This window comes from Variovorax sp. GW823-FHT02B07 (assembly GCF_058797695.1).
Genome location: NZ_JBXAJX010000002.1, coordinates 1,447,689 through 1,470,415 on the forward strand (window position 1 = coordinate 1,447,689; position 22,727 = coordinate 1,470,415).

The 22,727-nt window shown below is 67.0% G+C and carries 25 protein-coding genes; 16 read left to right on the forward strand and 9 right to left on the reverse strand.

Translation table 11 applies throughout. The features are described from left to right. The first annotated feature begins 14 nt into the window (after positions 1 to 14). Positions 15 to 1,850, forward strand: a complete 1,836-nt coding sequence (locus tag AC1RGU_RS17710) for a family 2A encapsulin nanocompartment cargo protein cysteine desulfurase (protein ID WP_492697105.1) — start codon at positions 15 to 17, stop codon at positions 1,848 to 1,850. A 6-nt stretch (positions 1,851 to 1,856) separates the two neighbouring features. On the opposite strand, the gene AC1RGU_RS17715 is transcribed toward AC1RGU_RS17710, so the two are convergent. Next, on the reverse strand, positions 1,857 to 2,825 hold the full coding sequence (locus AC1RGU_RS17715) for an alpha/beta hydrolase family protein (RefSeq protein WP_492697057.1): 969 nt from the start codon (positions 2,823 to 2,825) through the stop codon (positions 1,857 to 1,859). Positions 2,826 to 2,957: 132 nt separating this feature from the next. Between AC1RGU_RS17715 and AC1RGU_RS17720 the strand changes: the two genes are divergently transcribed. Continuing rightward, positions 2,958 to 4,319 carry an NAD(P)/FAD-dependent oxidoreductase gene (locus AC1RGU_RS17720; protein ID WP_492697059.1) on the forward strand — a complete coding sequence of 454 codons (1,362 nt, stop codon included), beginning with the start codon at positions 2,958 to 2,960 and terminating at the stop codon, positions 4,317 to 4,319. Between the two features lie 10 nt (positions 4,320 to 4,329). Beyond that, complete coding sequence (locus AC1RGU_RS17725; RefSeq protein ID WP_492697061.1) at positions 4,330 to 4,638, forward strand: hypothetical protein; 309 nt, start codon at positions 4,330 to 4,332, stop codon at positions 4,636 to 4,638. A 3-nt stretch (positions 4,639 to 4,641) separates the two neighbouring features. Here the strand turns inward: AC1RGU_RS17725 and AC1RGU_RS17730 are convergent, their stop codons facing one another. From AC1RGU_RS17730 to AC1RGU_RS17745, 4 genes are all read right to left on the reverse strand, one after another. Next, a complete protein-coding gene (locus AC1RGU_RS17730) occupies positions 4,642 to 5,343 on the reverse strand; it encodes an aspartate/glutamate racemase family protein (protein ID WP_492697063.1) in 702 nt (233 codons plus the stop codon). Between the two features lie 14 nt (positions 5,344 to 5,357). Then, positions 5,358 to 6,290 (reverse strand): 2-dehydropantoate 2-reductase, encoded by a 933-nt coding sequence (panE, locus tag AC1RGU_RS17735; protein ID WP_492697065.1) that lies wholly within the window; start codon positions 6,288 to 6,290, stop codon positions 5,358 to 5,360. Between the two features lie 65 nt (positions 6,291 to 6,355). After that, complete coding sequence (solA, locus tag AC1RGU_RS17740; protein ID WP_492697066.1) at positions 6,356 to 7,582, reverse strand: N-methyl-L-tryptophan oxidase; 1,227 nt, start codon at positions 7,580 to 7,582, stop codon at positions 6,356 to 6,358. A gap of 19 nt (positions 7,583 to 7,601) precedes the next feature. Next, positions 7,602 to 8,585 carry an aliphatic sulfonate ABC transporter substrate-binding protein gene (locus AC1RGU_RS17745; protein WP_492697068.1) on the reverse strand — a complete coding sequence of 328 codons (984 nt, stop codon included), beginning with the start codon at positions 8,583 to 8,585 and terminating at the stop codon, positions 7,602 to 7,604. 226 nt (positions 8,586 to 8,811) lie between these two features. Here AC1RGU_RS17745 and AC1RGU_RS17750 point away from each other — a divergent pair, with 226 nt between their 5' ends. The 4 genes from AC1RGU_RS17750 to AC1RGU_RS17765 are packed head-to-tail and all read left to right on the forward strand — an operon-like array spanning position 8,812 to position 11,739. Continuing rightward, entirely contained in the window at positions 8,812 to 9,654 is an 843-nt protein-coding gene (locus tag AC1RGU_RS17750; protein ID WP_492697069.1) for a transporter substrate-binding domain-containing protein, read from the forward strand. Between the two features lie 31 nt (positions 9,655 to 9,685). Then, positions 9,686 to 10,402: an amino acid ABC transporter permease gene (locus AC1RGU_RS17755; RefSeq protein WP_492697071.1), complete on the forward strand. Its 717-nt coding sequence runs from the start codon at positions 9,686 to 9,688 to the stop codon at positions 10,400 to 10,402. A gap of 14 nt (positions 10,403 to 10,416) precedes the next feature. Continuing rightward, on the forward strand, positions 10,417 to 11,133 hold the full coding sequence (locus tag AC1RGU_RS17760) for an amino acid ABC transporter permease (RefSeq protein ID WP_307590569.1): 717 nt from the start codon (positions 10,417 to 10,419) through the stop codon (positions 11,131 to 11,133). 48 nt (positions 11,134 to 11,181) lie between these two features. Then, the gene (locus AC1RGU_RS17765) at positions 11,182 to 11,739 is read left to right on the forward strand and encodes an NADPH-dependent FMN reductase (RefSeq protein WP_062470062.1); all 558 of its coding nucleotides are present in this window, start codon (positions 11,182 to 11,184) and stop codon (positions 11,737 to 11,739) included. Positions 11,740 to 11,861: 122 nt separating this feature from the next. Here AC1RGU_RS17765 and AC1RGU_RS17770 read toward each other — a convergent pair whose 3' ends face one another. Genes AC1RGU_RS17770 through AC1RGU_RS17780 form a run of 3 tightly spaced genes read right to left on the reverse strand, consistent with a single transcriptional unit; the run spans position 11,862 to position 13,781 of the window. Next, entirely contained in the window at positions 11,862 to 12,200 is a 339-nt protein-coding gene (locus tag AC1RGU_RS17770; RefSeq protein ID WP_487846848.1) for a DMT family transporter, read from the reverse strand. Further along, complete coding sequence (locus tag AC1RGU_RS17775) at positions 12,185 to 12,808, reverse strand: DUF3501 family protein (RefSeq protein WP_492697073.1); 624 nt, start codon at positions 12,806 to 12,808, stop codon at positions 12,185 to 12,187. The genes AC1RGU_RS17770 and AC1RGU_RS17775 overlap by 16 nt, the downstream gene beginning before the upstream one ends. Next, positions 12,786 to 13,781: an SLAC1 anion channel family protein gene (locus AC1RGU_RS17780; RefSeq protein ID WP_492697074.1), complete on the reverse strand. Its 996-nt coding sequence runs from the start codon at positions 13,779 to 13,781 to the stop codon at positions 12,786 to 12,788. Before AC1RGU_RS17780 ends, AC1RGU_RS17775 begins: the two co-directional genes overlap by 23 nt. 222 nt (positions 13,782 to 14,003) lie before the next feature. Here AC1RGU_RS17780 and AC1RGU_RS17785 point away from each other — a divergent pair, with 222 nt between their 5' ends. After that, complete coding sequence (locus tag AC1RGU_RS17785; protein ID WP_492697076.1) at positions 14,004 to 14,957, forward strand: GlxA family transcriptional regulator; 954 nt, start codon at positions 14,004 to 14,006, stop codon at positions 14,955 to 14,957. 164 nt (positions 14,958 to 15,121) lie between these two features. Here the strand turns inward: AC1RGU_RS17785 and AC1RGU_RS17790 are convergent, their stop codons facing one another. Continuing rightward, positions 15,122 to 15,769, reverse strand: a complete 648-nt coding sequence (locus tag AC1RGU_RS17790) for an FMN-dependent NADH-azoreductase (RefSeq protein WP_095745444.1) — start codon at positions 15,767 to 15,769, stop codon at positions 15,122 to 15,124. A gap of 135 nt (positions 15,770 to 15,904) precedes the next feature. Between AC1RGU_RS17790 and AC1RGU_RS17795 the strand changes: the two genes are divergently transcribed. The 8 genes from AC1RGU_RS17795 (at position 15,905) to AC1RGU_RS17830 (ending at position 22,630) form a co-directional block, all read left to right on the forward strand. After that, positions 15,905 to 16,819 (forward strand): LysR family transcriptional regulator, encoded by a 915-nt coding sequence (locus AC1RGU_RS17795; protein ID WP_492697077.1) that lies wholly within the window; start codon positions 15,905 to 15,907, stop codon positions 16,817 to 16,819. A 148-nt stretch (positions 16,820 to 16,967) separates the two neighbouring features. After that, positions 16,968 to 17,609 carry a peroxiredoxin gene (locus AC1RGU_RS17800; protein WP_487846852.1) on the forward strand — a complete coding sequence of 214 codons (642 nt, stop codon included), beginning with the start codon at positions 16,968 to 16,970 and terminating at the stop codon, positions 17,607 to 17,609. 22 nt (positions 17,610 to 17,631) lie between these two features. Further along, positions 17,632 to 18,207, forward strand: coding sequence for an RBBP9/YdeN family alpha/beta hydrolase (locus AC1RGU_RS17805; protein ID WP_056580397.1), 576 nt, complete (start codon positions 17,632 to 17,634; stop codon positions 18,205 to 18,207). Then, entirely contained in the window at positions 18,204 to 19,220 is a 1,017-nt protein-coding gene (locus AC1RGU_RS17810) for a sulfate ABC transporter substrate-binding protein (protein WP_062470072.1), read from the forward strand. The genes AC1RGU_RS17805 and AC1RGU_RS17810 overlap by 4 nt, the downstream gene beginning before the upstream one ends. Continuing rightward, positions 19,221 to 20,108: a sulfate ABC transporter permease subunit CysT gene (cysT, locus tag AC1RGU_RS17815; RefSeq protein WP_062470075.1), complete on the forward strand. Its 888-nt coding sequence runs from the start codon at positions 19,221 to 19,223 to the stop codon at positions 20,106 to 20,108. It begins immediately after the preceding gene. 1 nt (position 20,109) lies between these two features. Continuing rightward, positions 20,110 to 21,012, forward strand: a complete 903-nt coding sequence (gene cysW, locus AC1RGU_RS17820) for a sulfate ABC transporter permease subunit CysW (protein ID WP_153284104.1) — start codon at positions 20,110 to 20,112, stop codon at positions 21,010 to 21,012. A 20-nt stretch (positions 21,013 to 21,032) separates the two neighbouring features. Continuing rightward, entirely contained in the window at positions 21,033 to 22,130 is a 1,098-nt protein-coding gene (locus AC1RGU_RS17825; RefSeq protein WP_062470081.1) for a sulfate/molybdate ABC transporter ATP-binding protein, read from the forward strand. After that, positions 22,127 to 22,630: a disulfide bond formation protein B gene (locus AC1RGU_RS17830; RefSeq protein ID WP_492676922.1), complete on the forward strand. Its 504-nt coding sequence runs from the start codon at positions 22,127 to 22,129 to the stop codon at positions 22,628 to 22,630. The genes AC1RGU_RS17825 and AC1RGU_RS17830 overlap by 4 nt, the downstream gene beginning before the upstream one ends. The last annotated feature ends 97 nt before the right edge of the window (positions 22,631 to 22,727 follow it).

The window sequence follows — 22,727 nt, forward strand, 5'->3', positions numbered from 1 at the left end:
CCGTTCTCGCGCGCATGGCCAGCGCCATGTTCTCCGCGCCGCCGGGCGCGCAGTTTCCCGCCAACGTCGCACCGCCGGGCTCGCCGCTGGTGAGTCCTGCCGGCTTCGGGCCGAGCGTGCCGGGCACGCCGATCCCGCAGGGGCAGATTCCGGGCGCCAATGTGCTGCCTGCATCGCCCACGCAGCTGCCGTCGCTCGCGAACCGCGCGCCGGCCTTGCTGCCGCATGCGGTGGCGGGCAACGGCGTGCCGGACACGGTGCTGTCGGTGGCGCCGGCCTTCGAGCCGCGCTCGGGCGGCGTGGTGCAGGGCGTGCCGCAGCAGGTGGGGGCGCCTGCGTCGCCGCAGGCGGCCTCCGCATCGCCGTTCTACTTCCTGAACAACAGCTACGGACATCCGACGGCCGTTGCCCGTGACGGTTTCGCGATCCACGATCCGTTCGCGGGCCTTGCCGTGCCGACCGCGCAGCCTGCGTTGCCACCGAGCCCGCCTTCGGCACCGGCCGGACGCGACGCGCAGTTCTACTTCGTCGATGCGGTGCGCCTGCCCAACGGCTTCGTCACGCCGGCCAAGCCCGATCCGCGCGGCCCCGATGCCGTACCGCTCGCCGGCAGCGGCCAGCATCCGCCGTTCGACGTGCATGCCGTGCGCCGCGACTTCCCGATCCTGCAGGAGCGGGTGAACGGCAAGCAGCTCGTGTGGTTCGACAACGCGGCCACCACGCACAGGCCGCAGTCGGTCATCGACCGCATCGCGTACTTCTACGAGCACGAGAACTCGAACATCCATCGTGCGGCGCATGAACTCGCTGCGCGTGCGACCGATGCGTACGAGGGCGCACGCGAGCGCGTCCGCAAGTTCATCAATGCGCCGGAAGTCGAAGAGGTGATCTTCGTGCGCGGCACCACCGAGGCCATCAACCTCGTGGCCAAGAGCTGGGGCGGCCAGCACGTGGGCGAGGGCGACGAGATCATCGTGTCGAACCTGGAGCACCACGCCAACATCGTGCCGTGGCAGCAGCTCGCCGCCGCCAAGGGCGCGAAGCTGCGCGTGATCCCGGTGGACGATTCGGGGCAGGTGCTGCTCGACGAGTACCGCAAGCTGCTCAACGACCGCACGAAGATCGTCGCCGTCACGCAGGTCTCGAACGCGCTGGGCACCGTGGTGCCGGTGAAGGAAATCGTCGAGCTGGCGCACCGCGCGGGCGCCAAGGCGCTGGTCGATGGTGCGCAGTCGGTCTCGCACATGCGCGTGGACGTGCAGGACATCGGCGCCGACTTCTTCGTGTTCTCAGGCCACAAGGTATTCGGCCCGACCGGCATCGGCGTGGTGTGGGGCAAGCGCGAGGTGCTCGAAGACATGCCCCCGTGGCAGGGCGGCGGCAACATGATTGCCGACGTGACCTTCGAGAAGACCGTGTTCCAGCCGATCCCGAACAAGTTCGAGGCCGGCACCGGCAACATCGCCGATGCCGTGGGCCTGGGCGCGGCCATCGACTACGTGAACAAGGTCGGCATCGAGAACATCGCGCGCTACGAGCACGACCTGCTGGTGTACGGCATGGCGCAACTGGGTGCGATTCCCGGCGTGCGGCTGATCGGCACGGCGACCGACAAGGCGAGCGTGATGTCCTTCGTGCTCGACGGCTACACCACCGAGGAAGTGGGCCATGCGCTGAACGACGAGGGCATCGCGGTGCGCACGGGCCACCACTGCGCGCAGCCGATCCTGCGGCGCTTCGGCGTCGAGACCACGGTGCGGCCGTCGCTGGCGTTCTACAACACCTTCGACGAGATCGACCGGCTGGTGACGGTGGTGCGGCGGCTCGCGGGCCAGCGGCGTACGCGCTGAGCCGGCTCAGGGCTTCGATGCCAGGTGCTGCCTGAAGAAGGCGAGCACCTTGGCATTGAAGTCGGCGTGGAAGGCGATGCGGTCGAAGCCGCCGGCATCGCTACAGATCTCCGGCAAGGCCTTGGCCATGGCCGGCGCGCAGGGCGCCAGGAAGGCGAAGTGCGCGGTGTTCGCGGGCACGTACCAGTCCGGCGCTGAAGGCAGGTTGCGGCGAACCGCTTCGACGTCGTCCAGCGTCACCCCGTCGCCGCCACGCGCGGAGGCCCAGAGCTGGATGGGCACCGTGACCTGCTTCAATCCCTCGGCATCGAAGAAACTCAACGGATCGACGATCACCGCCGCCTTGATGCGCGCATCGCGCGCCGGCGGCGCGGGCAGTTCCTGGCGCTGGATCTGGCCGCAGAACGGAATCTTCGATGCTGGTGTGCAAAAGCGCAGGCCCAGCTTGAAGTCGGGCACCGCGCCCGTCGCCACGAGGCCGGTGTAGCCGCCGCGGGAGAAACCGAAGAAGCCGACCTGATCGGCGGCGAGCTTCGTGTGCCCAGGCCACGCCTTGAGCATGTGATCCGCCAGCCGGCGCATGTCGACGGGCCGTGCGGCAAATGTCGAGAGATGGCCCCGGCGCTCCATGTCCTGGAAGTTGTCGTTCGGATGGTTGATGGCGGCGACCACGAAGCCCGCGTCGGCCAGCGCCGCCGCCGTGTCGTGGTGCCCGAGGAACGAGCCGCCCGAGCCGTGCGACATCAGCACCAGCGGCAGGCCCGTGCCGGCAATGGGGCAGTCCTTGGTGGCCGAAATGGCGATCAGGCCGAACGCGATCTCGCCGGGCGCCGCCTCGCAGGGCGTCCACACGGCGCCGCGCAAGGCCGGCCCGTCCTTGTCGGCCGGCACTTCGATGAAGCTGAACCCCGCCGCATGGCTCCATGCGGCAGACACACAGAGGGCGGCAAGCAGGGCAAGGCGATGCAGGGTCATGGTGCGCAAGGGGTCGAGGGCTGAACGGGCCGCCAGTGTGCCGCCTCCGGCCCCGTGCCGCCAGCCCGTTTTGCGTCGTGCGATGCGGGCGCGCTATGCTCTGTCGCTGTCCATCACGCTGCTTGTCTTCGCATGTCCCAGCCTCAGGTTTCTTCTTCCGGTGCTCCTTCTTCTGTCAGCGATTCCTGCGATGTGTTCGTGATCGGCGGCGGCCCCGCGGGTTCGACCGTCGCGGCGCTGCTGGCGCAGCAGGGGCGCAGGGTGGTGCTGGTCGAGAAAGAGCACCATCCGCGTTTTCACATCGGCGAATCGCTGCTGCCCGCGAACGTCGAGCTGTTCGACAAGCTCGGCGTGCGCGACCAGGTCGAGAAGATCGGCATGCCGAAGTTCGGCATCGAGTTCGTCTCGCCCGAGCATGAGCACCGCAGCTACGTGGAGTTCGCCGAAGGCTGGGACAAGTCGCTCGACTCCGCCTGGCAGGTGCGTCGCTCCGAGCTCGACGAGCTGCTCTTCCGCAACGCCGCCACGCGCGGCGCCCAGACCTTCGAAGGCTGTAAGGTGCGCGACGTGGCCTTCGACGCCGACGGCGCCACCGTGCAGGCCGTGATGGACGACGGCGCCAAGCGCAGCTGGCGCGCGCGCTTCGTGATCGACGCCACGGGCCGCGACACGCTGCTGGCCAACAAATTCCGCTGCAAACAGAAGAACCCCGACCACAACAGCACCGCGCTGTTCGGCCACTTCACGAAGGCCGAGCGGCTCGAGGGCAAGAAGGAAGGCAACATCAGCATCTGCTGGTTTCCGCACGGCTGGTTCTGGTTCATTCCGCTGGCCGACGGCACGACCAGCGTGGGCGCGGTGTGCTGGCCCTACTACCTGAAGACGCGCGAAAAATCGCTGAAGGAATTCTTCTACGACACCATCGCCCTGTGCCCCGTGCTGGCCGACCGCCTGAAGAACGCCACCCTGGTCGACGACGCGGTGCACGCCACGGGCAACTTCTCGTACTCGAGCACGCACGCCACCGGCGACAACTACCTGCTGCTGGGCGACGCCTTCACCTTCATCGACCCGATGTTCTCCTCGGGCGTGTACCTGGCGATGCACAGCGCCTTCGACGGCGCCGAGCTGGTGGCCACCGCGCTCGACCAGCCGACCGAACTGGCCCGCGCGCGCGAAGGCTTCGAAGCCATGATGCGCAAGGGGCCGCGCGAGTACTCGTGGTTCATCTACCGCGTGACCAACCCGACCATCCGCGACATGTTCATGTACCCCGGCAACCCGTTCCGGGTGAAGGAGGCGCTGATGTCGCTGCTGGCCGGCGACATCTACAAGGGCACGCCGATGTGGGGCGCGCTGCGCATGTTCAAGGTGCTGTACTACGGCATCTCCCTGGCCAACTTCCGACGCACCATGGCGGGGTGGAAGCAGCACCGCTTCAACATCCGCGACATGGGGGCGTTGAAGGGGGAGACGATCCAGAAGTCGGACTGAGGCCAGGCGCATGGCCGTGCGGGTGTCCCGAACCACCATTGGCGTGGCGCTGGTCGGCCTCGGGTTGCTCATGGCCGTCTGGAGCTACAACGGCTATGGCGATGCCCGCACCTGCGGCTATATGGCATTGACCTGCCTCTATCGCGCGCTGGCCTGGCACCTCGGTCTCCAGGGCATGGCGACGGTCGTGCTGTGGTGGGACGTTCTTTCACCGCAGAAGAACACGCGTCAGAAATGGGCTCGCTGTGCGTTGGCCATGGGCGCCACGCTGGTCCTGCTGTTTCCGGCGCTGGTGCTCGCGTCCGTGTTCCTGCTGTAGGCGCTACCAGCCCCGCAGGTCTTCGCGCCCGGTCGCCCAGGCTGTGCTCGACGCGCGCAGCGTGGCCACGGCATGTGCCACCCCCAGCTGCGGACTGCTGAGCACATCGACCCCGAGGTCCGCCAGCAACCCCGTCACCGGCGCCATCGACGCCTGCGCCAGCACGATCACATCGGTGCCGTCGGCCGCGGCGCGGATCGATTCCGCCAGCGTGGTCACGTAGCGGGCGATGTCGCCGGACTGGAAGTGCACCCAGGCATCGTCGACCAGCAGCGTGCTGGCGCGGATGCCGACACCGGCTTGCCGCGCGGCTGAAAGCACGAGCGACAGGGTCGGGTCGATGGTGCTCTCGACGGCGCCGACGATCAGCACGCGCGGGCCGTTGCGCACGGCGCGGTCGGCCATGGCGCGGTCGATGCGCAGGGCGGCGAAGGCGCCGCCGGTGGCGGTTTTCTCGGCGATGCCGCCGATGGTCGAGCAGGTGCACACGACCACCGAGGCGCCGTCCGAGGCGGCGTCGCGCATGGCTTCGTGGACGCGCGCCACCAGGCCGGCATGGTCGACGCCCAGGGTGCGCGCATCGGCGAGCAGCTCTTCCATCACCAGGTGCTGCACGCGCAGCTCGGGCGCGATCTCGCGGGCCAGGCTGCCGAAGGTCTGCACATGCACCTGCGCGGTATGGAGGAAGGCGAGGGTGTCGGCCATGGTGTTGCTGCCGTTCAATCGGCCTCGTGGGCGCGCCGGAACTCGTAGGCCTTGAGGTGCACGTAGGCCGTGCGCAGCACCGAAGGCGTGGTCGATGCGGCGCGTGGCGCGCGGGCCAGCAGGTCGCCCAGGATGTGGTCGGCCTCGACGCGCGCGCCGCGGGCCATGTCCTTGTACATGGAGGCGGTCATGGGCGAGCCGGCGGTCGTGACCACCGCGCGGCCGCGCGTGAGGGCGCCGGGCCGCGGGGCAAAGCCGTTGTGGGCGGCGATGGCGCAGCACTCGTCGAAGATCGCGAGCGCCACGTCTTCGCCGCCGGCCGCCACGATGTCGCCGATGGAGGCGTGCATCAGGCTCGTGAGGCCCGCGGCCGAGGCGATGAAGACCCACTTCTCCCACATGTCTTGCGCGATGGTCTCGCTCGCGGTGGCCGTGAAGTTCGCGCTGGCGAACTGGGCCGCGATGGCGTCGACGCGCGGCGAGCGCCCGCCGACGCGTTCACCGTAGCTCAGGCTGTGCATGTCGTTCAGGTGCTGCACGCGGCCCTCGTCGTCGAGCGTGGCGGAGATCATGCACAGGCCGCCGAGCACGCGCGCCTCGCCGAAGCGCGCGACCAGCCGGTCGATGTGGCCCAGGCCGTTGAGCATCGGAAGGATGACGGTGTCGGGCCCGACGGCGGGCGCGAACGAATCCATGGTGGCGTCGAGGTCGTAGGCCTTGCAGCCGACCACGACCACGTCGTACGGGCCGCCGATCTGCTCGGCCAGCACATGCTTCGGCGTGGGCAGGTCGAGGTCGCCGAAGGGGCTGCGTACCACGAGCCCGGTCGTGGCCAGCTGGGCCGCGCGGCCGGGACGCAGTAGAAAGGTCACATCGCGGCCTGCCGCGAGCAGGCGTGCGCCGAAGTAACCACCGAGTGCTCCCGCACCCACCATCAGGAATCGCATCGCGCGCTGCCTCCGAAGAAACTGAAGATCGGAAGCGATGATGCCCCGGATCGCGCGCGGGCGCCTCAGGGGTGTTGCGAGGCCGCCAACCGCTCGCGGGCGAAGGGCCGCAGGTCGAGGTCGTGCGCGCTCTCGCGGCCCAGCACGCGGTCGGCGATGGCGTCGCCCAGCCCGGCCGAGTGCTTGAAGCCGTGGCCCGAGCAGGCCGAGACGATCAGCACATTCGGCAGGCCGTCGAGCGCGTCGATCACGAAGCGGCGGTCGGGCGTGACGGTGTACATGCAGGCGCGGGCCTTGAGTGCGTGCCCCGCGATCTGCGGAAAGCGACCGGCCACGCGGTCGCGGTACATGGCGGCGGTTTCTTCGGCGCTCACCTCGCGCTCGAGCGCGTCGGGCGTGGTGGCGTCGACGTACTGCTCGGTGGCGACCTTCAGTGCGGGCTGCGACGCGTCGGAGGCCGGAAAGCCGTACATGTAGTCTTCCTGCGCGTCGCCGAACATCCAGATGAAGATGGGGAAACGCCCGGGCGCGAAGTCGGCTGCGGCGGCGGGGCCGGTGTCGAACCAGTGCATCACCTGCCGGTGCACCGAGAAGTGGGCCTGCCAGTCGGTGCGCACCTGCCGGCCGAGGAACTCGGGCAACCAGGCGCCGGCCGCGACCACCACCTGGTCTGCGGTGAAACTCGCGGTTTCGGTGCGCACGCGCACGGTGTCGCCGTTGCCCACGGGCTCGACGCCCAGCACGCGCTCGCCGGTGCGGGTCTGTGCGCCGTCGGCGCGGGCCACGGCGAGCTGGGCGGCGATGGCGTCTTCGGGGCGCACGAAGCCGGCGTCGCGTTCGAGGTAGCCGATCTCGTCGCCCTGCAGGTGGAACTGCGGGTAGCGCGCGCGGATGCCGGCTGCGTCGAGCACCTCGTGCGCGATGTCGAAGCGCTCGGCGCAGGCGATGGTGCGGCGCACGAAGTCGGACTTGCCGTGGTGCTCGGCCACGCGGTCGCGCGGCGCGAGGATGAGGCCGCCGGTGGTGGTCATCAGCGGGCGGCCGGTGCGCGCCTCGAGTTCGCGCCAGATGGCGTGCGAGCGGTGCACCAGCGGCACGTACTCGTCGCCTTCGCCGACGGCCAGCCGCGTGATGCGCGAATCGCCGTGCGAGGAGCCGCGGTCGTGCGGCGGTGCGAACTGGTCGATGCCGAGCACGCGCGCGCCGCGTTGCGAGAGCTGGTAGAGGGTGGCCGCGCCGAGGGCGCCCAGGCCGATGACGATCGCGTCGTAATGAGTAGGGGAACGGGTCACGGGGCGAGAGGTTTCGTCGTCACACAAGGTTCAGGTCGAGAAACGCATCCTTCACCGCGATGGGCTGGGGAATGAGCTTCAGCTGCGCGAACACGTCGGCCAGGCCCTGCTGTTCGCGGGCGATGGCGGGCGTGAGCGCCACGACGCCATAGTGCCGCCGTTCGGTCGCCAGCGCCAGCACCTTGGGCTCGACCTTGAGTTGCGGCGCGAGCGTGGCCACCACGTCGCCGGGGTGGGCCTGGGCCCAGTCGTTGGCCTTGCGCAGTTCGGCGAACACGGTGCGCAGCGTGTCGGCGTTGGCGCGCGCGAAGGCGGGTTGCGCGAAGTGGTAGGTGCGGTTGCCGCTCAGGCCGGTGCCGTCGAACAGCAGGCGCGACTCGGTCGCCACCTGCGCGCCGGCCAGGAACGGGTCCCACAGGCCGATGGCCGCGACGCTGCCCGACTGGTAGGCGGCCACGGTGTCGGAGGCCGTGACGATGTAGACGGGCTCGATGTCTTCGTAGCGCAGGCCGGCCGCTTCGAGCGCGCGGATCAGCACGTACTGCGTGTTGTAGCCGCGGCCGGTGACAACCTTCTTGCCCTTGAGGTCGCGCACGCTGCGGATCGGCGAGTCGCGCGGCACCAGGAAGCCGACGCCGCCGGGGTAGGGGCTTTCGGCCGCGAGGTAGACCAGGCCCTTGCCGCTGGCCTGCTGGAACACGCCGATGCCGTCGGAAGCGTGGCCGAAGTCGATGGCGCCGGCCGCCAGCGCTTCCGACAGCTGGCTGCCGCCGAGGAACTCGCGCCACTCGACGCTCACGCCAGCCGGCGCGAGCGCCTTCTCGAGCTGGCCCGTGCCCTTGAGGATGTTGAGCGTGTTGAACTTCTGATAACCGATGCGCAGCGTGCGGGCGCGCGGCTGCGCGAACAGCGGGGCCGACGCGGCCACGGCGGCGGCACCGACGCCGGCGCGAAGCAGAAGGCGCCGGGAGACGGCGGGTGAGGAAGAGCGTGGGAAATGCATGGGAAGAGCGGGGCCGCATCGCGCGGCCGAAGAAGAAAAAAGCAGTCAGTCGGAAGGCAGAGGCTGGCCACTCTAGGGGCCGATGCCTTCGCGCGCCACGAAGCTTTTGTCATTTGTTCATGCGCAACTCATCGCTGCATATGCAAGCGGAAATTGCTTCGTTGGCGCCGCACGCGGCGCTGCCTAGAGTCGCGCTCTCTTTTTCCACTTCCAGCGAAGCGCAGGCATGACCCGCAACACCTACTCTTTCACCGTTTCCAGCCTGGCCCTGGCAATCGGCGCTCTCACCACCCTGGGCAACATCGCCTGGGCCGACAAGCTCGACGACATCCGCAAGGCCGGCGTGCTGCGCGTGGCCGCGTTCGACGGCAACCCGCCCTTCGGCTACATCGATCCGGCCAGCAAGAAGCAGGTGGGCCACGACATCGACCTGGCGACCGAGTTCGCAAAGAGCCTGGGCGTGAAGATCGAGCTGGTGCCGACCAACCCGGCCAACCGCATCCCGCTGCTCACCTCGGGCAAGGCCGACGTGGTGTTCGCCAGCTTCACCATCACCGACGAGCGCGCCAAGGCGGTGGACTTCACCACGCCGTACTTCCTGGTCGGCCAGCAGTTCCTCGCGAAGAAGGGCGTGCTGAAGGAGGCCGCGCAGATCAAGGACATCCGCATCGGCACCGAGAAGGGCACGACGATGGAGTCGAACCTGCGCAAGAACTACCCCGACGCCAAGGTCGTGCTCTACGACGATTCGCCCTTTGCGCTGGCCGCGCTGCGCAACGGCAACGTGCAGGCCATCACCAACGACGGCGTGAAGCTCACGGCGCAGTGGAACGCGATTCCCGACAAGGAGAAGTACGAGATCCCGGCGATAACGGTGTCGAAGGAATACCTCGGCGCGGCCGTGGCCAAGGGCGAGACGCGCCTGCTCGAGACGCTCAACGCCTGGCTGGTCGACAGCGAGAAGAACGGCCGCGCCGTCGCGATCTACGACACCTGGTTCGGCCCGAACAGCAAGGCGCCGCTGCCGCGCCTGCTGAAGATCGGCGACCAGCGCGTGGCCGCCAACTGATGAGGCGCGCAACGACCGGATCGATGCGGCCTTGAGCGATTTCCTGCGCGAGCACCTGCTCGCGCCCCATTACCTCGGCTGGCTGCTCGACGGCTGGCTCGTGACCGTGGGCGCCTCGCTGCTGGTGGCGGCGGGCGCCACGCTGCTGGGCGTCGTCGTGGCGGCGGGGCGCTCGTCGAGCCGGCCCGCGTGGCTGCGCGCGAGCGGCGCGTACGTCTCGCTGTTTCGCAACACGCCGCTGCTGGTGCAGCTCTTCTTCTGGTACTTCGGCGCGCCCAGTTTGCTGCCCGAGGCGCTGCGCGAAGGGCTGCTGGCGGGGCGCTTCATTTCCTTCGAGCTTCTGTCGGCGCTGCTCGGCCTCACGCTGTATGCGGCGGCCTACGTGGGGGAGGACATCCGCTCGGGCATCCGCGGCGTGCCCATGGGGCAGACGCTGGCGGCGCAGGCGCTGGGCTTCACGCGCGCGCAGGTGCTGGCGCAGGTGGTGCTGCCGCAGGCGCTGCGCATCGCGCTGCCGCCGCTGCTGGGGCAGTACATGAACATCGTCAAGAACACCTCGCTCGCGATGGCCGTGGGGCTGGTCGAGCTGTCGTACACCTCGCGCCAGGTCGAGGCGGAAACCTTCAAGACCTTCCAGGCCTTCGGGGTGGCGACGCTGCTCTACATCGTGACCATCGGCGCGATCGAGCTGCTGGCGGCGTGGGCTGCGCGCCGGCAATCGGCGGTGTCGGGGAGGGCGACTGCGTGACGGATGCATTGCACATGCTGTGGGACAGCCTGCCGTACCTGCTGTGGGGCGCCTTTCCGCAGGGCGAGCTGGGCGGTGCGGCGCTCACGGTGCTGCTCAGCGCCGGCTCGGGCATCGCGTCGGCGCTACTCGGCTTGGCGTGGGGCATCGGGCTGGCCATGGCGCGGGGGCCGCTCAAGCGCGTGCTGACGCTGGGGCTGGCGTTCCTGCGCGCGATCCCGGTGCTGATGCTGATCTTCTGGACCTACTTCCTGCTGCCGTTCGCGCTGGGCGTGAGCGTGCCGGGCGTGCTGTCGGTGATGTGCGCGCTGTCGCTGGTGGGCGGCGCCTATCTGGCGCACGCGGTGCATGCGGGCATCCGCGGCATCGGTGCGGGGCAGTGGGCGGCGGGGCTGTCGCTCGGGCTCACGCGCTGGGGCACGCTGCGCCACGTCGTGCTGCCGCAGGCGCTGCGGATGATGCTGCCGTCGTTCGTCAACCAATGGGTCACGCTCGTGAAGGACAGCTCGCTGGCCTACGTGGTGGGCGTGGGCGAGCTGTCGTTCGTGGCTTCGCAGGTGAACGCGCGCACCATGGTCTATCCGGCGGAGATCTTCGTGCTGGTGGGCGCGATCTACTGGCTGCTGTGCACCGGGCTGGACCGGCTGGCCCACGGGGTCGTGCGCCGCGCGCAGGCGGGCGCGCCGGTTGTCATGAACTTTTCTGGAAAAGGTCTTGAGCGCTTCGCATAATCGTCCCGGTCATTCCGACAGCCTTTTCCATTTCAAGGAGTTCCACCCATGGCACAGACCCGGATCGCCGTCATCGTCGGCAGCCTGCGCAAGGATTCGTTCAACCACAAGCTGGCCCTGGCCCTGGCGCATCTCGCGCCGTCGGACTTCACGTTCGAGACCCTGCGCATCGACGACCTGCCGCTGTACAACCAGGACGACGACGGCAACCAGGCCGCGCAGGTGAAGCGCCTCAAGAGCGAAGTGGCCGCCGCGCAGGGCGTGCTGTTCGTCACGCCCGAATACAACCGCTCGATCCCCGGCGTACTGAAGAACGCCATCGACCACGCCTCGCGCCCCTACGGCCAGAGCGTGTGGGCCGGCAAGCCGACCGGCGTGCTCGGCATTTCGGTGGGCGCCATCGGCACCGCGCTGGCGCAGCAGCACCTGCGCAACATCCTGGCGTATCTCGACGCGCCCACGATGGGCGGCCCCGAGGTGTTCCTGCAGGCCAAGGAAGGCCTGTTCGACGACAAGGGCCACATCGGCAACGAAGGCACGCAGAAGTTCCTGCAGGGCTGGATGGACAAGTACGTGGCCTGGGTCAAGGCCCATTCGGCAGCCTGAACGCAAGGCAATCGCTCATGAAAAAGCCGCCCCAAGGGCGGCTTTTTCGTTCCGGTGTCGGAGCCATCTAGCTGTTGCACAAGATTCCTCGCCCCTCACGACGAGGGGTTTCTTCGGGACCGCTAGTGGAGCGATTTAAGCCCGACTACGCCCATGACAATCAGCCCAATGCAAAGTAGCCGGAGTGCCGAAGCCGACTCTCCCAAGAGAACCATGCCCACAATCGCTGTTCCGACCGCACCGATGCCTGTCCACACGGCGTAGGCAGAACCGACTGGCAAATGCCTCAGCGAGAAGGTGAGCAGTGACAGGCTGCCGAGAAGCGAAGCGATCGTGCCTGCCAACACCCAAGGGCGGTCGAATCTTGTGGCCGATTTCAGCCCGACGGCAAATAGGATTTCGAGTCCCCCAGCAGCGAAAAGCGCTAACCATGCGGTCGCCGCATTCATGATTGGGCCCATTCGGCTGCGAGTCGCATGCGCAAGATCAAGGGCACAGAAGCAACACGGTGCTTTGAGCGACCAACGTGAAAGGACACCTTGCTGCTGAAGAGGCAGAAGTGAGCGGCCTGTTGGTCCGTCAAGTGAAATCCGACATACAAGACGAGCTCAGATGCTGTGCCGTGCTCAAACGCGCGCTTACTGAGTTGGCCTCTTACCGCATGCCCACAGAAAACCAGATCCGTTGCCTGCTCGGCATCGGCTTCTTGGGCACGTCGAGACGCTGAGGGAACTTCTTGTTGACCGGTCGTGGGATCGAATGTGATGCGCGCCATCAGTTCGTTGCGTGCAGGAGCCATCGCAACGTAGTTGCTGATTTCATTCCCAATCGCTTCTCCTCGGAGTCCTTGTGCATGCAAGGCTTCCTGACCCTGCAGCCAAAGCGACTCCTTGGTTTCGAAACTGACGGTGTATGGCGGCCTTGTCGGCAAGCTGTGAGCGGCTCGGAGATCAAGAAGCCGTTGGCTGTGCGTACCGCGTGCCTGCTCAAACTGCCTTCGTGACAGGGGCTGCGACCCTCTTGGTGAGCGCTGAGTTTCGGTCACTTCAGTTCGCAAGGAGTTTGCCATTGAAGACGATACGGAAGGTCCGCACAGTCAGTAGCGACAGAGCCGCAGTGAGCAGGATCAGCAAGCCCCACGCAAGCCACGTCAGGGGCTGTGATGACTGCACGGACGCATATTTGAGTGCAGCGTTGACGAGCGCGGCAAGGGGGAAACTGATCGCCCACCAAGCGGGACCGAACGCAATGCCCGGCCGAAACACTTTGGGCGCCAGAACCAGGAACAGGAAGAGACCGAAGTAAAAGAGCATTGCGGCGAAGGCGTCGACTTCGCCTGTGAGATTGGTGTAGGCGAGGAAGCCAACCTCAAACGGGGCCACGAGAATCATCAGAGAAGGCGTCATGGCCGCAGCGAGCGGCTCTCGCTGCACGAGTCTCACAACGATCATCGTGAACATCACCAAGGCGAGGGCCGTGCCAATGCCGGCAGCGACACGCAAAGTCTCGGCGGAGCCCGGTAGATCGGTGTAGGCGAAGGTCACGGCAATGTCCAGCGCGGCAACACCGGGAATCAACCAGGCAGGCACGGCGTGCGAGGGGTCGCCCCCGCCGGATAGCAGCCGGGAAACGACGACGTAGCTCACCAGGAGTGTCGTGACGGTGCCAACGATCCACAACACCAGTCCCACCTGCCCGAAGTAGTGGCCCAGTACGGCCGACTGCAGCAACAGCGAGATGGTGATTGTTCCGAAGAAGTTGCCAGCGATGGGGTGGCGGAACTCGGCCAGGACAGCGCCGGGATGCTTCACCAGCTTGAAAAGATACGCGACCGTGATGGCCAGAAAAACGAGGCTGGAAAAGATGCTCAGGGCATCCGCGACTTGCACGCCAAAGCCAAGAGACCGGGTGGCCAGGCGCCAACCCAGTGCAAGGCCTGAGAGGCCCATGACAGCTCCGAAAAGGTTGACAGGAAGATTTCGGATGGAACCAGTTACTGCAGGGCGGGACTGCTGTTCAGCAGAGAGGAGATCGGCGGTCATTTGTTGCTCCGTATGTTGGCGGAAAGTGCCATATACGAAAGTTTCCGCCAACAGGCGAGGGCGCGGGCTGCAGTCCTCCGTTCTTTTCTGCCAATGTTCAAGCAGATACAGCCGACCTCGTTACATCATGGTCAAACCCTGTGGCTTGAATTGCCAATCCCGTGAGATCCCGCCAAACTTCCGGCACGGCGCGCCCATGGCGCGCATGACGGAGCCACCCCGATGCGTATCGCCATCCTTGCTTTCCCACGTGTTCAGCTGCTTGATGTTGTCGGCCCGGCTGACATCTTTGCCGAGGCTTCGAGGCAGCTGGGAGATCCGCGCGCGTACCGTGTGCAGGTCATCGCCCCAGACGAAGGGGCACTCAAGAGCAGCAGCGGGCTGCGTCTGATGGTCGATGCCACGATTGCCAGCCATCGAGGTGCGATCGACACGTTGCTGGTTGCGGGCAGTCCAGATGTGCACAGCGTGACGGGCAACGAAGCGCTCAAGACGTGGCTTCGGCAGCAATGTGGGAGGGTGCGACGCATCGGGTCGGTTTGCAGCGGTGCCTTTGTGTTGGCAGCAGCCGGTCTTCTGAGCGGAAAGAAGGTGGCCACGCACTGGAATGCAGCAGACCGACTTGCCGCGGACTATCCAACTACAGACGTTGACGCTGACGCAATATTCGTGAGAGATGGGAATCTCTACACATCTGCGGGCGTATCTGCAGGAATGGATCTCGCGCTCGCTCTGGTCGAGGAAGATCATGGGCGCGATCTGGCACTTCGCGTGGCTCGCGAGATGGTGATGTTTCTGAAGCGCCCCGGGGGCCAGTCCCAGTTCAGTGCGCACCTCGCGGCCCAGACCGCCGAGCGTTCCGCAATTCGTGAGATTCAAGACTTTGTCCTGGGCAACCTCCGGGCCGACCTCAGCGTGCCTGCGCTCGCCCTGCAAGCAAAGATGAGTGAGCGGAACTTTGCGCGGATTTTTCGACTTGAGGCTGGCATGACGCCAGCAGACTATGTCGAGAGCGTTCGAATCGACGCAGCGCGCAGGCGCATCGAGGAGTCAAACGTTTCGTTGAAGGGTTTGGCCGACGAAGTAGGCTATGCCAATGGGGACGGTCTTCGCCGGGCGTTTCACCGGCGGCTCGGGGTCGGACCTGCGGACTACCGCAAAAGATTCTCCAGCTGAAGCTCTTGGGTCTGCAGAAGGTAGCGCACAGTGAACGCTCGATTGGCCCAGACAGCTCTACGCTGCATGGGCTCAACCAAGCGGCAATGACATCCAGCTTCTTAAGCGACTGGTTCTGTTGGCTTTTGCATCAGCCAGACAAGTCCGTTCCGGCCACGGAAGCTTCAGGCGGCTTGCGCGACGTTCTTCTGGTTCGCAGCTTCGGTTGTGGCCACGAGGATGTCGGCGCGGGCGGCGGCCAGGGCGGCGGCCTTGGGCGCGTCACCCATCGCGATGCCTTCGGCGCGCACGAAGCGCACGTCGGTGATGCCGAAGAAGCCGAAGATCACCTTCAGGTAGCTCTCCTGGTGCTCGGCCGCCTGGCCGCCTTCGGAGGTCGAGTAGATGCCGCCGCGGCTCGATGCCACGATCACGGTCTTGCCACCGGCCAGGCCGACGGGGCCCTTCTCGGTGTACTTGAAGGTGCGGCCGGCTTGCGCGAGGCGGTCGATCCAGGCCTTGAGCTGGGTCGGGATGGTGAAGTTGTACAGCGGGGCGCCGAGCACCACGACGTCGGCGGCCAGGAACTGGCTCACCAGCTTTTCCGACAGGGCGTTCTCGCGCAGCTGCGCTTCGGTCGGCTGGGCCTGCACGCCGGTCTTGATGCCGAGGGCGTCGACGCCGAAGTGGGAGGGCGCGTCCACGGCGAGGTCGAGGTACTCGACTTGGGTGTCGGGGTGGGCGGCGCGCCATGCGGCGACGGTTTCGGCGGTCAGCTGGCGCGAGGTGGAGCCGGCGGCGAGGATGCTGGAGTCGATGTGGAGCAGCTTCATGTCAGTCAATCACTTTCTGTGCAAGGTGTCGGCGCTGAGAAGTGGCCGGCGTTGGGAGAATTCTATTTTTGATGTGAGTGACTGATAAGTAGCCAAAATTTGATCAGATCGTTCTGTTGGTAGGACAATAAAGCCATGCAAGACCTCAACGACATGGTGTTCTTCGCCGAGGTGGCCGAGCGGGGCGGCTTTGCCGCCGCCAGCCGGGCGCTGGGCATTCCCAAATCGCGGTTGTCTCGGCGCGTGGCCGAGCTCGAGGAACGGCTGGGCGTGCAGCTGATGCAGCGCAGCACGCGCCGCCTGTCGCTCACGCCGGCCGGCGAGATCTACCTGCGACACGCCTCGGCGATGCGCGACGCGGCCCAGGCGGCGGCCGAGGCGGTGGCGCAGGTGCAGACCGAGCCGAGCGGGCTGGTGCGGCTGACCTGCCCGGTCACCATCTCGCACAGCGGGCTGGCGCAGCTGATGCCGGTGTTCATGGCGCGCCACCCGGCGGTGCGCGTCGACATGCGTGTCATCAACCGGCCGGTGGACCTGATCGAGGAGGGGATCGACATCGCGCTGCGCGTTCGCCCGACCATCGAGGACAGCACGGTGCTGGTGGCCAAGACCTTCGGCCACAGCCGCGGCGTGCTGGTCGCGAGCCCGACGCTGCTGGCCAGCCAGGGCCCGGTCGACACGCCCGCCGACCTCGCGAAGCTGCCCACGGCGGCCATGTCGGTCAACGGGGAAGGGCGCTCGGAGTGGCGGCTCGAAGGCCCCGAAGGCCGCAGCCACGTGCATGTGCACACGCCACGCTACGTGGCCGACGACCTCGCGACGCTGCAGTTCGGCGCGCTGGGCGGCGTCGGCGTGACCCTGCTGCCCGACTACATGTGCAGCGCCGACATCGAGGCGGGCCGGCTGGTGCGGGTGCTGCCCGGCTGGGGGCCGTCGCCGGTGGTGGCGCACATGGTGTTTCCGGCGCGGCGCGCGCTGGTGCCGGCGGTGCGGCGGCTGATCGACTTCCTGTCCGAACACTTGCAAAGCGAGCAGATGCGGATGTTTTGAGGCAAATTGCTATCTAAAAGATAGCGTCATAGTGGGCCCCTGCAGGTTCTATATGCGAAAAACGTCATATCCAAACAAACAGATATTCGTTTGCCATTGAAGCAGCGGTTCGCACAATCCAGGGCTTCACCCCCTCCTTGGAGCGACCATGGCAACCCTGCGACTCGGCGACACCGCCCCCAATTTCACCCAGGACTCCAGCGAAGGCCCGATCGACTTCTATCAGTGGGCCGGCGATTCGTGGATCGTGTTCTTCTCGCACCCGGCCGATTTCACCCCCGTGTGCACCACCGAACTCGGCAAGACGGCGGCGCTGTCGGGCGAGTTCGCCAAGCGTGGCGTCAAGCCCATCGCGCTGAGCGTCGACCCGGCCACCAAGCACAAGGAGTGGATCTCGGACATCAACGAGACGCAGAACACCACCGTCAACTTCCCGATCATTGCGGACGCCGACCGCAAGGTGGCCGACCTGTACGACCTGATCCACCCGAACGCCTCGACCACGGCCACGGTGCGCAGCGTCTACATCATCGACCCCAAGAAGGTCATCCGCACCACCATCACCTACCCCGCGTCGACCGGCCGCAACTTCGACGAGATCCTGCGCGTCATCGACTCGCTGCAGCTCACCGACAGCCACAAGGTCGCCACGCCCGTGAACTGGAAGGACGGCGACGACGTCGTCATCGTGCCGAGCATCCAGGACCCGGCCGAACTGGCCGAGCGCTTCCCAAAGGGCTTCAAGGCCGTCAAGCCTTACCTGCGCATCACGCCGCAGCCCAACAAGTAAGAAGCCGCAGGACCGCGCCGTCATGCAGACTCGTGTCGTCATCGTGCCCGGTTGGCGCGACTCCGGGCCCGGCCACTGGCAGAGCCTGTGGGAAGAACGCATTCCGGGCGCGGCGCGGGTGGCGCAGGACGACTGGGCCTCGCCCAAGCGCGATGCCTGGGTGCCCGCGCTGGCCAAGCTGGTGCTCGAAAGCGAAGGCCCCGTGGTCATCGCGGCGCACAGCCTGGGCTGCATCGCCACGGCGCACCTGCCGCCCGAGGCCGCCGCCCGCATCCAGGGCGCGCTGCTGGTGGCGCCGGCCGACCCCGAGCGCCGCGCGGTGCTGTCCGACTTCGCACCCGTGCCCTACGCGGCGCTGCCGTACCGCAGCATCGTGGTGGCGAGCAGCAACGATCCCTATTGCCCGATCCGCCTGGCGGGCGCCTATTCGCGCGCCTGGGGCAGCGAGTTCGTGCGCATGCAGAATGCGGGGCACATCAACATCGATTCGGGGCACGGAGACTGGCCGCTCGGCCTGGCCCTGCTGCAATCGTTGACCGACGAACCCGCCGCCTGGTCGGCGGGACGTGAATTTTCAGAAAACCTGGCAACCACATGACTTCCAGAATCAAGACCTTCGTCGCCGTGCTCGCGCTGGCGTCCTCCGCACTCGCCGGCAGCACCGCCTTCGCACAAGGCACCGGGCTGCTGAACGCCTCGTACGACGTGGCGCGCGAGTTCTACAAGGACTACAACGCGGCCTTCGTGGCGAACTACAAGAAGGCCACGGGCAAGGACGTCAAGATCGACCAGTCGCACGGCGGCTCCAGCGCCCAGGCGCGCGCCGTGGCCGACGGCCTGGATGCCGACGTGGTGACCATGAACACCTCGACCGACATCGACTTCCTGGCCAACGCCGGTGTGGTCGCCAAGGACTGGAACAAGAAGTTCCCCGAGAACGCATCGCCCACCACCTCGACCATGCTGCTGCTGGTGCGCAACGGCAACCCCAAGGGCATCAAGGACTGGGACGACCTGGTCAAGCCGGGCGTGCAGGTCGTGATCGTCAACCCCAAGACCGGCGGCAACGGCCGCTACGCCTACCTGGCGGCCTGGGGCTACATCAAGAAGAAGGGCGGCACCGACGCCCAGGCCGCCGAGTTCGTCGGCAAGCTGTTCAAGAACGTGCCGGTGCTGGCGCGCGGCGGCCGCGACGCGACCACCGCCTTCCTGCAACGCAACATCGGCGACGCGCTGATCACCTTCGAATCCGAAGTGGTCTCGATCGACCGCGAATTCGGCACCGGCAAGGTCGACTCGGTCTACCCGTCGATCTCCATCGTGGCCGAGAACCCGGTCGCCATCGTCGAGCGCACCGTCAAGAAGAAGGGCACGGGCGAGCTGGCCAAGGCCTACCTCGACTGGCTGTACTCCGAAGAAGCGCAGGAAATCGCCGCCAAGCATGCGCTGCGCCCGCGTTCGCAGACCGTGCTCAAGAAGTACGCCTCGACCTTCAAGCCGCTGCAGCTGTTCACGGTGCAGGAACTGTTCGGCAGCCTGAGCGAAGCGCAGAAGGTGCACTTCAATGACGGCGGCCAGTTCGACAAGCTCTACACGCCCGGCGCGAAGTAAATGAGCGGCGCTGCTTCTTCGGCGCTCCCGGCAGCGGGAGCGCCTTTTTCACGTGCCAACCGGGCAGGGGGCGCCAAGCGCGTGCTGCCCGGTTTCCACATCACGCTCGGCTTCACGGTCTTCTATCTGTGCCTGATCGTGTTGATCCCGTTGTCGGCGCTGGTCTTCAAGACCTTCACGATGACCTGGGAGCACTTCTGGGTGTCGGTGACCGCGCCGCGCGTGATGGCCTCGTACCGCCTGACCTTCGGCGCCTCGCTGATCGCTGCCATGGTGAACGCGGTGTTCGGCCTGCTCGTGGCCTGGGTGCTGGTGCGCTACAAGTTCCCGGGCAAGCGCATCGTCGATGCGCTGGTCGACCTGCCGTTCGCGCTGCCCACGGCCGTGGCCGGCATCTCGCTCACGGCGCTGCTGGCGGGCAACGGCTGGATCGGTCAGCTGCTCGAGCCGCACGGCATCAAGCTGGCGTTCACGCCGGCGGGCATCGTGATTGCGCTGATCTTCATCGGGCTGCCCTTCGTGGTGCGCACGGTGCAGCCGGTGCTCGAAGACGCCGAGAAGGAACTCGAAGAAGCCGCCACCTCGCTGGGCGCCACGCGCCTGCAGACCTTCACGAAGGTGATCTTTCCGTCGATCGCGCCCGCGCTGCTGACGGGCTTTGCGATGGCCTTCGCACGCGCCATCGGCGAGTACGGCTCCGTGATCTTCATCGCCGGCAACATGCCGATGATTTCCGAGATCACGCCGCTCATCATCATCGGCAAGCTGGAGCAGTACGACTACACGGGCGCCACGGCGGTCGCGCTGGTGATGCTGGTGCTGTCGTTCATCCTGCTGCTGGTCATCAACGGCCTGCAGGCGTGGCAGCGCAAGCGCGCGGGGGCATGACATGAGCGCACCTTCGAAAATCATCCGCCGCGCGCAGGCCGGCACCACCGAGTCGGCCTGGGTCCGCTGGACGCTGATCGGCATCGCCCTGGCGTTCATGTTCCTGTTCCTCGTGCTGCCGCTGGCGGCCGTGGCGGTCGAGGCGCTGCGCAAGGGCCTCAATGCCTACCTCGAGGCGCTGAAGGAACCCGATGCGTGGAGCGCCATCCGCCTCACGCTGATCACCGCCGCCATCGCGGTGCCGATGAACCTCGTGTTTGGCGTGGCCGCGGCCTGGGCCATCGCCAAGTTCGAGTTCCGCGGCAAGGCCTTCCTCACCACGCTGATCGACCTGCCGTTCGCGGTGTCGCCGGTGGTGGCGGGCCTGATCTACGTGCTGGTGTTCGGCGCGCAGGGCTGGTTCGGCCCGTGGCTGGCGGAGCACGACATCAAGATCATCTTCGCCGTGCCCGGCATCGTGCTGGCCACCGTGTTCGTGACCTTTCCCTTCATTGCGCGCGAACTCATTCCGCTGATGCAGGCGCAGGGCACCGACGAGGAGCAGGCCGCCATCGTGCTCGGCGCGACCGGCTGGCAGACCTTCTGGCGCGTGACCTTGCCCAACATCAAGTGGGGTCTGCTGTACGGCGTGATCCTGTGCAACGCGCGCGCCATGGGCGAGTTCGGCGCGGTGTCGGTGGTGTCGGGCCACATCCGCGGCCAGACCAACACGATGCCGCTGCACGTCGAGGTGCTCTACAACGAATACCAGTCGGTGGCCGCCTTCGCGGTGGCCTCGCTGCTGGCGATCCTGGCGCTGGTCACCCTGGTGATCAAGTCGGTCATCGAGTGGCGCCATGAGCGCGAAATGAAAGCCATCGCCGAGCTGCCGCCCGAGCGTCCCCCCGAGCCTTCGGCGGCCTGAGAAGACGAGAGAACAAGACCATGAGCATCGAAATCCGCAACATCAGCAAGCAGTTCGGCGACTTCCGCGCGCTGAACAACGTGAACCTCGACGTCGAGTCGGGCGAACTCGTCGCGCTGCTCGGCCCCTCGGGCTGCGGCAAGACCACGCTGCTGCGCATCATCGCGGGCCTGGAAACGGCCGACACCGGCAGCATCCACTTCTCGGGCGAAGACACGACCGACGTGCACGTGCGCGAACGCCAGGTCGGCTTCGTGTTCCAGCACTACGCGCTGTTCCGCCACATGACCGTGTTCGAGAACGTGGCCTTCGGCCTGCGCGTGAAGCCGCGCAAGGAGCGCCCGAGCGACGCGCAGATCAAGGCCAAGGTGACCGACCTGCTCAAGCTGGTGCAGCTGGACTGGCTGGCCGACCGCTACCCGTCGCAGCTGTCCGGCGGCCAGCGCCAGCGCATCGCGCTGGCCCGCGCGCTGGCGGTGGAGCCCAAGGTGCTGCTGCTGGACGAACCCTTCGGCGCGCTCGACGCCAAGGTGCGCAAGGAACTGCGCCGCTGGCTGCGCCGGCTGCACGACGAGCTGCACGTCACTTCGATCTTCGTCACGCACGACCAGGAAGAAGCGCTCGAAGTGGCCGACCGCGTGGTGGTGATCAACAAGGGCCGCATCGAACAGGTCGGCTCGCCGCAGGACGTGTGGGACAAGCCCGCGAGCCCGTTCGTGTACGGTTTCCTGGGCGACGTGAACCTGTTCCACGGGCGGGCCGACAACGGCGCCGTGCAACTGGACGGCATGCGCATCGACTCGCCCGAGCACAGCAGCGCGCGCGACGCCAAGGCGCTGGCCTACGTGCGCCCGCATGACCTGGATGTGACACGCTACGTGTCGGGCGCCACGGGCATCGTCGCCACGCTGTCGCGCGCGATCGTGGTCGGACCGATCGCGCGGCTGGAACTTGAGCCCACTGAAACGAATCCAGATAATCCGGGCTCCGGAACCATCATCGAAGCGCAACTCCCTGCGCAACAGTTCCGCGACCTGGGCTTGAAGGAAGGCGACACCGTCGTCGCCAACCCCCGCAAGGCCAGGGTGTTCGTAGAAGAAGATTGGGTATCTCCTTGATCCATTGGTACTTCGGCGCGCCGCGCCGCGCGCTCGGGCTGATCTGCCTGGCCTGTGTCCTCATGCTGGCCTTCGGGCTGTATCTGCAGCACGTGGTCGGGCTCGAACCCTGCCCGATGTGCATCGTGCAGCGCTATGCGCTGATGCTGGTGGCGCTGTTCACCGGCTTGGCGGCGCTGTTCAGCAGCCGCGGCCTGCAGGTGACGGGCGGGGTGCTGGCGCTGGCGGCGGCGGTGGGCGGTGCCTACACGGCGGCGCAGCAGAGCTGGCTGCAGTGGTATCCGCCCGAAGTCGTCTCGTGCGGGCGCGACCTGTACGGGATGATCGAGACCTTCCCGCTCAAGCGCGCGCTGCCGATGATCTTCCGCGGCGGCGGCGACTGTTCCAAGATCGACTGGTCGCTGTTCGGCCTGACGCTGGCGAACTGGTCGTTCATCGCGTTCACGGTGCTGGCGCTGTTGCTCCTCACCTTGCTCTTGCGCCGGCGCACCGCGCGCTGAGTTCTTTTTCAGTAGTTGTTGCGGGGGGGGGGGGGGGGGGGGGGGGGGGGGGGGGGGGGGGGGGGGGGGGGGGGGGGGGGGGGGGGGGGGGGGGGGG

Bases quoted from the DNA above. Each gene is read 5' to 3' on its own strand.
- AC1RGU_RS17710 (WP_492697105.1), top strand. From the start codon at position 15: ATGGCCAGCGCCATGTTCTCCGCGCCGCCGGGCGCGCAGTTTCCCGCC.
- AC1RGU_RS17745 (WP_492697068.1), bottom strand. From the start codon at position 8,585: ATGCATTTCCCACGCTCTTCCTCACCCGCCGTCTCCCGGCGCCTTCTG.
- AC1RGU_RS17750 (WP_492697069.1), top strand. From the start codon at position 8,812: ATGACCCGCAACACCTACTCTTTCACCGTTTCCAGCCTGGCCCTGGCA.
- AC1RGU_RS17770 (WP_487846848.1), bottom strand. From the start codon at position 12,200: ATGGGCCCAATCATGAATGCGGCGACCGCATGGTTAGCGCTTTTCGCT.
- panE (WP_492697065.1), bottom strand. From the start codon at position 6,290: ATGCGATTCCTGATGGTGGGTGCGGGAGCACTCGGTGGTTACTTCGGC.
- AC1RGU_RS17800 (WP_487846852.1), top strand. From the start codon at position 16,968: ATGGCAACCCTGCGACTCGGCGACACCGCCCCCAATTTCACCCAGGAC.
- AC1RGU_RS17785 (WP_492697076.1), top strand. From the start codon at position 14,004: ATGCGTATCGCCATCCTTGCTTTCCCACGTGTTCAGCTGCTTGATGTT.
- AC1RGU_RS17760 (WP_307590569.1), top strand. From the start codon at position 10,417: ATGCTGTGGGACAGCCTGCCGTACCTGCTGTGGGGCGCCTTTCCGCAG.
- AC1RGU_RS17765 (WP_062470062.1), top strand. From the start codon at position 11,182: ATGGCACAGACCCGGATCGCCGTCATCGTCGGCAGCCTGCGCAAGGAT.
- AC1RGU_RS17775 (WP_492697073.1), bottom strand. From the start codon at position 12,808: ATGGCAAACTCCTTGCGAACTGAAGTGACCGAAACTCAGCGCTCACCA.
- AC1RGU_RS17790 (WP_095745444.1), bottom strand. From the start codon at position 15,769: ATGAAGCTGCTCCACATCGACTCCAGCATCCTCGCCGCCGGCTCCACC.
- AC1RGU_RS17715 (WP_492697057.1), bottom strand. From the start codon at position 2,825: ATGACCCTGCATCGCCTTGCCCTGCTTGCCGCCCTCTGTGTGTCTGCC.
- AC1RGU_RS17825 (WP_062470081.1), top strand. From the start codon at position 21,033: ATGAGCATCGAAATCCGCAACATCAGCAAGCAGTTCGGCGACTTCCGC.
- AC1RGU_RS17805 (WP_056580397.1), top strand. From the start codon at position 17,632: ATGCAGACTCGTGTCGTCATCGTGCCCGGTTGGCGCGACTCCGGGCCC.
- AC1RGU_RS17720 (WP_492697059.1), top strand. From the start codon at position 2,958: ATGTCCCAGCCTCAGGTTTCTTCTTCCGGTGCTCCTTCTTCTGTCAGC.
- cysW (WP_153284104.1), top strand. From the start codon at position 20,110: ATGAGCGCACCTTCGAAAATCATCCGCCGCGCGCAGGCCGGCACCACC.
- AC1RGU_RS17795 (WP_492697077.1), top strand. From the start codon at position 15,905: ATGCAAGACCTCAACGACATGGTGTTCTTCGCCGAGGTGGCCGAGCGG.
- AC1RGU_RS17810 (WP_062470072.1), top strand. From the start codon at position 18,204: ATGACTTCCAGAATCAAGACCTTCGTCGCCGTGCTCGCGCTGGCGTCC.
- AC1RGU_RS17725 (WP_492697061.1), top strand. From the start codon at position 4,330: ATGGCCGTGCGGGTGTCCCGAACCACCATTGGCGTGGCGCTGGTCGGC.
- cysT (WP_062470075.1), top strand. From the start codon at position 19,221: ATGAGCGGCGCTGCTTCTTCGGCGCTCCCGGCAGCGGGAGCGCCTTTT.
- AC1RGU_RS17730 (WP_492697063.1), bottom strand. From the start codon at position 5,343: ATGGCCGACACCCTCGCCTTCCTCCATACCGCGCAGGTGCATGTGCAG.
- AC1RGU_RS17780 (WP_492697074.1), bottom strand. From the start codon at position 13,781: ATGACCGCCGATCTCCTCTCTGCTGAACAGCAGTCCCGCCCTGCAGTA.